This is a genomic window from Salinarchaeum chitinilyticum, from assembly GCF_055390775.1.
In genome coordinates, this window is sequence record NZ_AP043888.1 from 1338311 (window position 1) to 1349728 (window position 11418).

Genomic DNA, 11418 nt, shown 5'->3' on the forward strand with positions numbered 1-11418 from the left:
GAACCCCAAGAGTCCGCCGATCGGGCTGGCCGGTCCGCCGCACGAACCCAGCGGCGGATCGCTCCCCCTACGACGCCGGCGCGATCGCAGTCGGCTCCTCCTCGAAGAGCTGCGTGAGGAGCCGGGCGAGCGCGTGCCGGAGGTGCCGGTTGACCGTCGGCTGGGAGACGTCGAGCAGCTCCGCGACCTCCTCGCCGGTCGACTCCCGGGGCCACTCGAAGAAGCCGGCGTAGAAGGCCGTCCGGAGGACCTCTAGCTGCCGATCGGTCAGCTCGTCGAACAGGCCGGCGACGAGCTCCTGGCGCGTCCGGACGTCTCGACTGACGTTGCGCCGACCCAGCAGCTCGACGGAGGGGTAGCGCTCTCCGAGGGTGTCGACGAACTCCCTGACGTCCGTCGCGGTCGGCACGTCGACGACGACGTCGAGGACGTCTCCCCGGGCAGTCATTCCCCGCGGGACGCCGCCTTGATTCACCAGCCGCGCGGCGAGCACCGTCCCGGCGACCGTCGCCTCGAAGAGGGTCGCTCCCCCGGACTCGCCGATCTGCCGGTACGCCGTGACGACGTGGAGCGACTCGAGCACGGCCCGGACGGCTCCCGGCTCGGCGTCGGTAACCTCGAAGAACAGTCGGGACTCGTCGGCGGCGTGGGTCGCGAGGCCGACGTAGTCCAGGGTCGCACCCGACTCCAGCGCGAGCCGGCCGAGGAACTCCTCCTCGCCGTCGAGGCGCAACCTGAGTTCGACGAACTCGTCGGCGTAGAGGGCACGCCGGGCCTCGACGGCGCTGATCGCGTTCGCGATGCTCTCGCCGAGCTCCTCGAAGACGGACCGCTCGAGTTCGCCGAACGCGTCCGGCTCGGCGGCGTACACCGCGAGCACGCCGTAGCTGTACTCCTCGAGATCGAGCGGGACGGCGAGCGCCGAAGAGAACTCCCAGACGAGCGCGTGCTTTCGCCACTGCTCGGCGGTGACCGACTCCACGACGGAGCCGACCACCGCCGACTCGCCCGAGACGGCAGTGCGAACGGCCGGGTCGGGCGCCGGCTGGTCGAACGAGAGCGAGATCGCGTCGAGATACTCGTGCCCCTCGCCCGCCCACGTCCGAGGGACGAGGGACTCGTCGGTGTCGTCGGACGCGCCGATCCACGCGAACGCAACGTCGTCGCTCTCGACGAGCCGCTCGCAGACCGCGGACTCGATCGCCTCGCGCGTGCCCGCCCCGACGAGCGACCGGTCGATCCGCCGGATGATCTCGGTGATCTGGATCTGCCGCCGAAGCCGCCGGTTCTGTGACTCGAGCTGCGTCTGATTCTCCCGGAGCGCCGCCTCGGTGTCGAGCCGGGAGAGCGCTGCCTCCATCGTCGCGACGAGCGTCTCGGCGACGCGCCGATCGTCCTGATCGACGTCCGCTCGTTCCGTCATGCCGAGAAAGACGCCGTGTCCCCCGATCGGAACGACGAGGCCGGTGTGGGCGTCGTCGACGTCCACCGGAACGTCCGCGAAGTCCGCGTCGTCGACTGCAAGGGCCTCGCCAGCGACGTACGCCTTCCAGAGCACGGAACCGTTCTCGGCGGCGTAGCTCGCGCCGGGGTCGTGGCAAATCGAGTGAAAGTCCTCGGACAGCGCCGCGGGCTCGAGTCGGCCGGCGTCCTCGTCGACGAAGTAGATCGCGACGCACGGGAAGCCGAGCACGTTCACGGCAGCCGTCAGGATCCGATCGGCGATCGTCGAGTGCGACTCGGCCTCGAGGAGATCGCGAGCCACGTCGTGGAGCGACTGGAGCTGTAGCTCCTGTTCTTTCCGATCCGTGATGTCCTGGACGGAGCCACGAAGCGCGACGACCTCGCCGTCCTCGACCACGGGCTCCGCAATCGCACGCACCCACTGATCACCGGTCCGACTCGGCGAGAGTCGGACCTCCATGTCGTACTGCGTACCGTTCTCGATGGCCTCGGAGATCAGTCGTTGGATTCGGTCCCGATCGTCGGGATGGTACAGTTCGAGAACGTTCTCGAAATCGACCGTCTCGTCGGGCGGGACCCCGTGTATCGCGTAGAACTGGTCCGTGCCCTCGAACGTGTACGGCTCGGTGCGGACGTCGAGCTCCCAGCCGCCGACGTGGGCGATCTCCTGGGCCTGCCGCAGCAGGTATCTCGTCCGCTCGAGCTCCAGTTCGCGGTCCTCGCGATCCGAACGGTCCCGGCCGATCCCCGCGACGACCGGCGTGCCGTCGGGAGCGGTGAGCCGCGTCGCGATCCACTCGTAGGGGATCGACTCGCCGGATTTCGTCCGCAGGTCGGCCTCGACGCGGACGTGCCCGGTCTCGTACACCTCCTCGATGGCGTTCGCGATGGTCGTCGCGTCCTCGCCATCGAAGTAGTCCAGTGGCGACATCGACGCGACGGCTTCGGGATCGTAGCCGGTGACGTCGGCGATCGCGCGATTCCACTGGCGGTACTCCCCGTCACGGTCGAGCACGTAGAAGATGTCGTCGAGGCCGTCGAGCACGTCTTCGGTGTACCTGATCTCCCGTTCGAGTTCGGCCTCGCGCGCCTGGACGGCATCGGCCATCTCGTCGAGCTCGCGTGCGAGCTGGCCGAGCTCGTCGTCGCGATCCAGCTCGAACGCGACGTCGACGTCGCCGTCGGCGATCCGGCGGACGCCGGCGATGAGCCGCTCGACGTCGCTCCCACCCGCGGCCACGAGACCGAGCGTTCCTGGAACCGCGAGCAACTGGAGCGAGACTGCACTGGAGGGCACGATCGCGAGCAGCTGTGTGTCCGCGAACCCGGCGGTACCGGAGCTGGAGAGCGCGAGAAGGAGAAAGAGGGGGAAGAAATCAATGAGAAGGAAGAGAAGGAAGAGAAGGAGACCGACGAGGAGGCCGAGGAGCACCGGCAGTGCGAGCACGGCGGAGGTCGCGACCGATCGGCGGATAGCGTGGTCGCGAGAGCGGGCACCACCGCGAGGGGGGGCCGAAACCATGTCGAGCACCCACGGCCCACTGCCTCATTACGAGGGGGAACGATTCACGGTTCCCGGCAACGGTAAGATACGGTTTCCCCGCCCGGAACCGACGGCTGCCGTCCGGACGCCGACCGACTGGCGTCGGAAACGGGCGGGGTAGTTCCCACCGGCGGCGCGAACGCAGCCAGAGATGGACCGCGACTCACCCCCGCCCCGTCGGCCGTTCCTCGAGCGCGGGCAGGTCCGGATCCAATATCTATACCCCCCGGACGATGCGGGGCAAATACACGTACCGAACACACCGATAGCCGTCCTCCCCCACAGGACCAATACATGGAAGCTGCAACGACCGACGAAGCAGACGTACAGCCCAGCCACGAGAACGACGGACACGTTTCCGACTCCAGTCCCGCCACGGCTCCCCCGAGTCTCGCCGTAGCGACTGCAATCGCTGACGCGACCGGCAGCGACCCGACGACGATGGCACCGCTCTACGAGACCGTCGACACGGACGCCCTCAACCGACTCCTCCGGACGGACGCCAGCGTCGAAATCGTCTTCGAGTACGAGGGCCACGCGGTCGAGGTCCAGGGCGACGGCGGCGTGACCGTCGACGGCGACGAGATTCGCGCGGGTGATCGGTCGTGACCGGTTCCACCGAGCGCGAGCACGCCACACCGGAGATCAGAGAGGAGTACGACGAGTACGAGGTCGGCGAGTCACGGGTCGGTGTCATCTCCGATCCGATGAACGAACACGCCTGGATCTGGTCGGACGGGGTCGTCGCGGCCACGCCGTAGCTACTGGTGGAGTGGATCGGAGCCGAAACCGACGGCAGTGCCCAGTGAAGCCGAATCGACTGTCCGCCGGACGGTCCCGTTGACGATCGCCCCGCGTGTTTCCGGACCGCCCTGAGCGTTCCCGGACCGCACTGTGCAGTCCCGACCGCTGCCCGCCCGACGAGTATCGTCTAGGCGTTCCCGTCGACCGCGTCGCCGGACGGCCGGTCGCCGTCCGTGGTCGCGCCGTCGACGGAGGCCTTGATCTCGGCCAGCTCCTCGTCGATCTCGTCTTCTTCGGAAAGCTCCGAGAGCTCGCGTTCGAGCGAGGAGCGCCCGGTGAGCTGATCTTCGAGCACGCCCTCCTCCTCGAGCTCGTCCAGTGCCGCCGAGCGAGCCTCTAGCTCCTCGGTGCGGTCCTCGGCGCGCTCGATCGCGCGGTTCACGTCCGAGAGCTCCTCGCCGGCGCCCGTGACCGCTTCCGAGACGCGGGTGCTGGCCTCGGCGGCCTCGTGGCGGGCCTTCAGCGTCTCCTTCCGGGTGCGGAACTGCTCGACGCGCTCCTGGAGGCGCTCCTTCTTCTCGACGAGCTCGTCCTGGGTGGCCTCGAGCTCCTCGACGCGCTGGCCCAGCTCCTCGATCTGCGTCGTCTTCGTGCGCTTCTTCTCCAGCGCCCGGCGCGCGAGGTCGTCGCGATCCTGCTCGACGGCCCGCCGCGCCTGGTTCTCGTGTTTCGCGACGTTCTCCTCGAGGCGCCGACGCTGGGATTCGAGGCGTTTCTTCTGGGTCGTGAGATCGGCGATCCCACGCTTCACGTCCTGGAGTTCGTCCTGGAGCTGTTCGTAGGAGTAATCGAGCGTCTCGACGGGGTCCTCCGCACGACCGATCGCCGCGTTGACCTTCGACCGGACCACGTACGACGCGCGTGCTAGGATGCCCATAGGTGGCACATAGCACCCCGGACGCAAAAACCTGACCGACGGTCGAGGACTGGAACGAACGTGTCGTGACGGACCCCGGACTGCTCGCCACAGGAGCGATCCGGTATGGCACCGTTGGCCACAGGCTGCGGTACCTGGACGATACGACGGCAGTTCCGAGGAAGGAACCCGCTCAGGGATCCATCGTCGAAGAGCGCGAGCGGTCCTCCGCCGACGGCTCGACCGCCGCGACGATCCGCTCGACGTTCCCGTCGACGTCGGCGATCCGGTCGTCGTCGGGGAGCGGATCGGCGTCGATGTCCGCAGCCAGCTCCCTGGCGTACTCGATCAGCCCCGGCGGCACCGTCTGGACGGCGAGATCCGCGCCCGCAGCGATCGCGAGCACGACGAAGTCCGCTTCCAGGGTCGGTTCCGCGGCGTCACCGGCTGGCGACTCCTCGGCGCCCCGCGAGTGCGTCCGTCCGAACCGCCGGATGATCTCGACGACGCGTCCCCGGACGCCGGTGTGTGCGAGCTGGTTGAGCCCCTTCGCGACGAGCACCTCCGCGGCGACGACGTCCACGTCCGGATCGCCCTCGCCGGCGGGTGGCCAGGGCTCGGTCTCGACGAGTCTGCGGGTGAGCCGGAGGCCCTCGTAGGTGAGCTGGACGCCAGCGGCGCGGTGGGCAGCAGTCTCGGCGGACACCGCGCCGTCGATCGCGCGGGCCGTTCGGACCGTGAGCACGCCCGGCGTGAGCGGGCGCCCCTCGAGCGTCCGCTCCAGACGCGCCCGGAACGGGTCCGGATCGATCGAGCGTAACGACTCCCGAAGCGCCTCGCGGACGCGCGGGGCCTCCTCCATGGCCGTGGCGTTGGGGGACTGCGGGCAAAGACCTTTGGAAACGCTGCAGGGAACGGGGCGAGTACGGGACGGTGGTGGTGATCGGGTCGGGGTGGCAGGTGGCTCCACCGCGCAGAACCGCCTGGAAGCCCCCTCCCGCTCGACGCAGCTAACTCGCTGCGCTCCTCGCCTCCCTCCGGTCGGCTGCGGTGCTTGCATCGTTAGCTACGACGAGCGGTCGGCCCCTTCCAGTCCCACCCGGTGGATGTTGTCGAACTGCGCGAAGCCCCGGTGGATTGTGAACGCTCGCGTTCGGCGGTGGCCGAGCAGTCCCACGAAACACGTGGGAAATCAAACTGCGCGAAACCGGACGTTAGAGCGCGTCGAGCGTCGCGTCCCGGCCAGCCGAAGCGTCGACGTCGGCGCCCATCCGTTCGAGCGTCTCGCCGAGGGCGTCGACGACGTAGGTGACGTTCTTCGGGCGCGCGGAGTGGCCCATGCAGCCGATGCGGAAGACGTCTCCCTCGAGGTCGCCGAGGCCGCTGGCGATCTCGAGGTCGTAGTTCTCGAGGAGCGTCTCGATCACGGCGCCGTCGTCGACGCCGTCGGGGACGCGAACCGCGTTGAGGCTCGGGAGCCAGTACTCGTCCTCGGGGTTGAGCCCGAGCCCCATCGCCTCCATCCCGGCCTTGAGCGCGCCGGCCATCGACAGGTGGCGTTCCCAGCGGGCCTCGATGCCCTCTTCGGCGACGAGCCGGAGCGCCTCTCGGAGCGCGTAGACGTTCGTGATCGGCGCGGTGTGGTGGTAGGCGCGTTCCTCGCCCCAGTAGTCGTCGAGGAGGGAGAGATCGAGATACCAGGAACGGGCCGGCTCGTCGCGATCGCGGACCTTCGCCATCGCGCGGTCGTTGAGCGTGAGCGGGCTCGCACCCGGCGGGCAGGAGAGGCACTTCTGCGGACCGGCGTAGGCCACGTCGATCCCCCACTCGTCGACGCGCAGTTCGACGCCACCGATCGAGGTGACGGTGTCGGCGATCACGAGCGCGTCGTGGTCGTGAGCGGCCGCGGTGAGTTCCGGCACGTCGGTCTGCTTCGCGCCTGTCGAGGTCTCCGCGTGGACGAACCCGAAGACGTCCGGCTCGTGGGTCGCGAGGGCGTCGGCGACGTCGTCGGGGTCGAGCGGCTCACCCCACGGCGCGTCGACCTCGACGACCTCGCCGCCGGCGCGTTCCGCCATCGACGCCATCCGGCCGCCGAAGTAGCCGTTCGTCGGAACGAGCATGGTGTCGCCGGGCTCGACCGTATTGCCGATCGCGGCCTCCATCGCCGCCGAGCCGGTGCCGGAGACGGGGATCGTCCACTCGTTGTCCGTCCGGAAAGTGTAGCGCAGCAGCTCCTGGACCTCGTCCATGATCTCCACGAAGGACGGATCGAGGTGGCCCACGAGCGGCGTGCTCATCGCACGCAGGACGCGGGGATGGACGTCGCTCGGTCCCGGTCCCATCAGGGTGCGATTCGGCGGCGTGAGCTCGCCGACCGCGGGGGGCGTGGCTGGGTCATCGCTGGCTCGGTCGTCGGGCATGCGCGGGTGCTGAACCCCCAGCGCCCTAAATCAGGGGGTCCCGGCGAATGAATGGGTGTACGACCCGAAAGCGCCGCTCAGACCCCTTTCGCATTGATCGATCCCACGAGATTCGATAGCTCGTCGTCGATGTTGCGCTCGAAGTACCGCTCGACGCCTGGCAGCTTGCCGTCGACCGCGAACCGGGATCGAACCCGCGTCCCCGATTCCAGCGCCGTCAGCTCGTGCTCGCCCTCGACGGTGAACGCCTTCGACCTGCCGACGAAGCGGACGAACGTCGGCGGATCGCGCTCCTCGTCGCGGGTCCGCACGGAGATCGTCCGGCGGACCAGCGGAATTGGGAGCTCGACCTGCCAGACGTACTCCTGGCCCTCGACCCGGAACGAGTCGACGACGCTGATCGCCCGGGCCCGACGCGCCGGATCCGACAGGATCTCCCACACCTCGTCGATGGCGGCGTCGACCTCCACGACGCGCTCGACCTCCACGACCATGGCTCGTGGTTCGGCGGCCGAGACGTAAAGGCTCCCGACTACGAGCAGGGAGTGCTGTGTATGGAGTTCTTGGGACAACACCAAAGCCACCACCGGCCCAGGTGCGAGCCATGATCAGGACGAGCACGCGGACCACCGACGCCGGCATCCCCATCCGCACGATCACGCTCGATCGCCCCGAGCGCCGAAACGCGCTGACACCGGCGGGGCTCGGCCAGCTCGAAGCCGCCGTCACCGACGCCAGCGAACCCGTCGTGCTGCTCCGCGGTGCGGGGGACGCCTTCTGTGCTGGCGCGGACCTGGACGTTGTGAACGCACTGCCCGACCGGGACGCCGCCGAAGCGTTCGCCCGCCACGGCCAGCGAGTCGCACGGGCCATCGCCGAGTCGGAGCCGGTCGTCGTGGCTGGAATCGACGGCGCGGCGCGCGGTGGCGGGCTCGAACTCGCGCTCGCCTGCGACCTCCGCGTCGCCACGCCGGCGGCGACGCTGGGCGAGCCCGGCGTCGAGTTTGGCCTCTTCGGCGCGTGGGGCGGAACGGTCCGGCTCCGCGAGGTCTGCGGGCTTGGCGACGCGATGGACCTCGCGTGCTCGGGCCGGGTGATCGACGCGGCAGAAGCGCTGCGGATCGGGCTCGTTTCACGGATCGTCGATGGATCCACGGAGATCACTGCAGTCGCCGCGGAACTCGCTGGCGTCGACCCGGCGGCCCTCCGGACGGTGAAACGGCGGCTCAGGGACGACGTGGATCGAGCGACGCAGGAGGAGCGGGAAGCCCAGGCGTTCGGGGAGCTGTTCGAGAACCGAGACGGGGACGCAGCGCGCCAGTCTCGCTAGTCGCCGTCCGCGTCGGATGCCGCGTCCGACAGCTCCGCGTCCACCGCACCGTCGCCGTCGATCGGATCGACCGGCTCGCCGGGCTCGCCGCCGTTCGACGAAACCTCCTCCAGGATCGTGCCGGACCCCGAGGAGTGCGCATCGGCGGCGGTCGGCAGCGCAGCCAGTTCGCCGCGGCGAATCGCGCCCCGGAGGCCGAGCCGCGCGATCGCCAACCCGTGATCGACCGTCCGGCGACAGAGCGCGAGCGCCCGGGCCTCCGGATGGCTGCCGGCGGCGAGACGCTCCTGCTCGGCCGCGACGACGTCGTCGCGGAGTCGCTCGCCACGGTCGAGCACCGCGGGCGCCCCGGCGGCGTCGGCGTCGCCCGCGACCGTGGCGGTCGCGCTCTCGACCACGTCACAGGCCCGCTCGCCGAGATCGCGGAGCGCCGGCGCAGCCGAATTTGCGGCACGATCGCCGGCTTCGTCGCGCATCGAGAGCGACCCGAGCCGACGAGCGTCGGCGGCGATCCGCTGGAGCTCCCGCGCAGTCGCGCGGCAGTCGGCGAGCTCTCGCCGGGTGGCGTCGAGTCCATCGACGGTCAGGACGCGGGAGAGCCCGCGCTGGAAGTGCCGGTCGACGAGCGCGAACAGGCGGTCGGCCTCGGCGTGGCGATCGGCCGGATCGGGCGTCGATCCCCGCGGCTCGTCGGCGTCAGCGGAGGAATCGGGGGAGGAGGTGGTTGACGAGGATGAGGAGGGTGAAGAGGAGGATGAGGTGGCTGACGAGGAAGATGAGGTGGAAGAGGATGAAGAGGAATCCGCCTCGGCGCCCGCCTCACCGAGGAACGCCTCGATCGCCTCCCGGTGCAGCGCCGTCGTCACGAACGCGAGCTGGCGAACGGACTGCTCGATCGACACCTCCGCTCCGTCGAGCAGGACGCGGACCACGATCCGGTCCTCGCGTTCCTCGACGACGGCGGAGCCGGGCAGCTCCTCGGTGACCCGCCCGACTGCGCGGCGCTGTTCCCGCGTCAGCACGTCCGTTGCCTCGATCTCGAGGGCGTCCAGGCCGCCGGCGTAGGCCGCCCGGACGATCGACGCCAGTCGATCGGGATCGGTCTGCTCGACGCGGACCGTGCGTTCGGCGAACTCCTCGCCCTCGCCGGGCTCGACGACGAGGACGTCCTCGGGATGGGCGGAGACGGTGACGGGCGAGCCGGCGGCGAGTCCCTGCGCCTCCGCCCACGATTTTGGCAGCGAGACGCTGTACGTCGAGCCGCCGACCTTCTGGATCTTGCGCGTTTCGCGTGTCATGGGAATCGTGCGCGTCGTACCGGGCGTCGGAAGTTCGTCGTCATCAGACGATCAGGGTCGGGTCGTGTTCGACCATGTAGTACGTTCGTGCGGCGACGTTCACCGCGTGGTCGCCGACGCGTTCGAGGTCCCGGATCGTGAGCAGCAGCCGTGAGACGTCGTCGAGCGCAGCCTCGACGTCCCACTCCGTCGCTGTCTCCGGATCCGTCCCGGTCGCGAGCAGCTCCCGGACGACCTCCTCGCCCGCGCGCTGACAGAGCACGTCGAGCGCGTCGTCGCGCTGTGCGATCTCGGTGCAGGCGTCGGCGTCGTCGTTTTCGAACGCCGCCATCGCGTCGACGAACATCGCCTGGGCGTCCCGGCCGATCTCGGTGACGCTCGCGGGCGGTGCATCGACGGTCGCCGATTCCGCCGCCCCTGCGTCGTTGGCCGAGGCAACGAGGAGCGGGCCGCCGTCGTCGCCCGCCGCCAGCGCGTACTGGCCGAGGTTCGTCGCGAGGTCGCCGACGCGCTCGAGATCGGTGAGGATCTTGAACGAGGCAGCGACGAACCGGAGGTCGCTCGCGACGGGCTGTTGCAGCGCGAACAGGTCGACGCAGCGCGCCTCGAGGTCGAGGTAGCGCTCGTTGACGGCGGCGTCGCCGTCGACGACCTCGCGGGCGAGGTCGGCGTCGGCCGTCTCCAGCGCCGTCAGGGCGTCGTCGAGCTGGGCGAGCACGTGATCGCCCATGCCGACGACGTCGGCCTGGAGCCGGTCGAGGTCGTCCTGAAAGGACTCGCGGGGCACCGCGAGATCACCCGAACTTGCCGGTGATGTAGTCCTCGACGCGCTGGCTCTCGGGGTTCTCGAAGACCTGGTCGGTGTCGCCGTACTCGACGAGTTCGCCGCCGGTGAGGAACACCGCCGTCTGGTCGGAGATCCGCGCCGCCTGCTGCATGTTGTGGGTCACGACGACGACGGTGTAGTCCTCGGCGAGCTCCTCGATGAGGTCCTCGATCTTCGCGGTCGCGATCGGGTCCAGCGCCGACGCGGGCTCGTCCATCAGGATGACGTCGGGATCGACGGCGAGACAGCGGGCGATGCAGAGCCGCTGTTGCTGGCCGCCGGAGAGCCCGAGGGCGTTGTCGCCGAGGCGGTCCTCGACCTCGTCCCAGAGCGCCGCCTGTCGCAGACAGCGCTCGACCAGCTCGTCGCGCTCGGCGGTGTTGTCCCGGCCGAGCAGCTTCGGGAGCAGCCCCGTCGAGATGTCGCCGTGCTTGCGCGGGCCGTAGGAGACGTTGTCCCGGATCGACTTCGGGAACGGATTGGGCGACTGGAACACCATCCCGATCCGGCGGCGGAGTTCGACGAGGTCCACGCCGTCCTGGTAGAGCTCCTGGCCCTCCAGCGCGACGGAGCCGTCGACACGTGCGCTCTTGATCCGGTCGTTCATCCGGTTGAGACAGCGCAGGTACGTGGATTTTCCACAGCCGGATGGGCCGATGAGCGCGGTGACGCTCTCCTCGGGGATCTCCATCGAGACGCCCTGGAGCGCCTGCTCGTCGCCGTAGTAGACGTCGAGGTCCTCGACGGTGAGCTTGGGCTCGCCGGCGAACTCGTAGTTGCGCCAGTGGTCCTCGACGCGCTCCTCGGTCTCGCCGGTGGTGGTCGATCGCTGTGCGTCGGTCGTCTGCGTGGCTTTGGCTTCGGTCATCGGTGA

At 69.5% G+C, this 11418-nt stretch carries 11 protein-coding genes; 3 read left to right on the forward strand and 8 right to left on the reverse strand.

Annotation, left to right across the window (positions count from 1 at the left end):
• Positions 1–67: 67 nt before the first annotated feature.
• A complete protein-coding gene (locus tag ACZ5KP_RS06545; RefSeq protein WP_460923306.1) occupies positions 68–2986 on the reverse strand; it encodes a bacterio-opsin activator domain-containing protein in 2919 nt (972 codons plus the stop codon).
• A 315-nt stretch (positions 2987–3301) separates the two neighbouring features.
• Between ACZ5KP_RS06545 and ACZ5KP_RS06550 the strand changes: the two genes are divergently transcribed.
• Both ACZ5KP_RS06550 and ACZ5KP_RS06555 read left to right on the forward strand, forming a co-directional pair.
• Positions 3302–3616 carry a HalOD1 output domain-containing protein gene (locus ACZ5KP_RS06550; protein WP_460923304.1) on the forward strand — a complete coding sequence of 105 codons (315 nt, stop codon included), beginning with the start codon at positions 3302–3304 and terminating at the stop codon, positions 3614–3616.
• Positions 3613–3768, forward strand: coding sequence for a hypothetical protein (locus ACZ5KP_RS06555; protein ID WP_460923302.1), 156 nt, complete (start codon positions 3613–3615; stop codon positions 3766–3768). Before ACZ5KP_RS06550 ends, ACZ5KP_RS06555 begins: the two co-directional genes overlap by 4 nt.
• Before the next feature lie 170 nt (positions 3769–3938).
• On the opposite strand, the gene ACZ5KP_RS06560 is transcribed toward ACZ5KP_RS06555, so the two are convergent.
• The 4 genes from ACZ5KP_RS06560 to ACZ5KP_RS06575 all read right to left on the reverse strand — a co-directional run bounded on the left by ACZ5KP_RS06560 (position 3939) and on the right by ACZ5KP_RS06575 (position 7584).
• Positions 3939–4688: a PspA/IM30 family protein gene (locus ACZ5KP_RS06560; protein ID WP_460923300.1), complete on the reverse strand. Its 750-nt coding sequence runs from the start codon at positions 4686–4688 to the stop codon at positions 3939–3941.
• Positions 4689–4860: 172 nt separating this feature from the next.
• Complete coding sequence (locus ACZ5KP_RS06565) at positions 4861–5529, reverse strand: DUF7114 family protein (RefSeq protein WP_460923298.1); 669 nt, start codon at positions 5527–5529, stop codon at positions 4861–4863.
• A gap of 352 nt (positions 5530–5881) precedes the next feature.
• A complete protein-coding gene (locus ACZ5KP_RS06570) occupies positions 5882–7090 on the reverse strand; it encodes a pyridoxal-phosphate-dependent aminotransferase family protein (protein WP_460923296.1) in 1209 nt (402 codons plus the stop codon).
• A 77-nt stretch (positions 7091–7167) separates the two neighbouring features.
• Positions 7168–7584, reverse strand: coding sequence for an SRPBCC family protein (locus tag ACZ5KP_RS06575; RefSeq protein WP_460923294.1), 417 nt, complete (start codon positions 7582–7584; stop codon positions 7168–7170).
• 110 nt (positions 7585–7694) lie between these two features.
• On the opposite strand from ACZ5KP_RS06575, the gene ACZ5KP_RS06580 reads away from it, so the two are divergent.
• A complete protein-coding gene (locus ACZ5KP_RS06580; protein ID WP_460923292.1) occupies positions 7695–8420 on the forward strand; it encodes an enoyl-CoA hydratase/isomerase family protein in 726 nt (241 codons plus the stop codon).
• Here ACZ5KP_RS06580 and ACZ5KP_RS06585 read toward each other — a convergent pair.
• From ACZ5KP_RS06585 to pstB, 3 genes are read right to left on the reverse strand one after another with little or no spacing between them, the layout of a single operon-like run.
• On the reverse strand, positions 8417–9718 hold the full coding sequence (locus tag ACZ5KP_RS06585; protein ID WP_460923290.1) for an AbrB/MazE/SpoVT family DNA-binding domain-containing protein: 1302 nt from the start codon (positions 9716–9718) through the stop codon (positions 8417–8419). The genes ACZ5KP_RS06580 and ACZ5KP_RS06585 overlap by 4 nt on opposite strands.
• Before the next feature lie 43 nt (positions 9719–9761).
• Positions 9762–10505 carry a phosphate signaling complex protein PhoU gene (gene phoU / locus ACZ5KP_RS06590; protein ID WP_460923288.1) on the reverse strand — a complete coding sequence of 248 codons (744 nt, stop codon included), beginning with the start codon at positions 10503–10505 and terminating at the stop codon, positions 9762–9764.
• A gap of 7 nt (positions 10506–10512) precedes the next feature.
• Positions 10513–11412: a phosphate ABC transporter ATP-binding protein PstB gene (gene pstB / locus ACZ5KP_RS06595; protein WP_460923286.1), complete on the reverse strand. Its 900-nt coding sequence runs from the start codon at positions 11410–11412 to the stop codon at positions 10513–10515.
• Positions 11413–11418 lie beyond the last annotated feature (6 nt).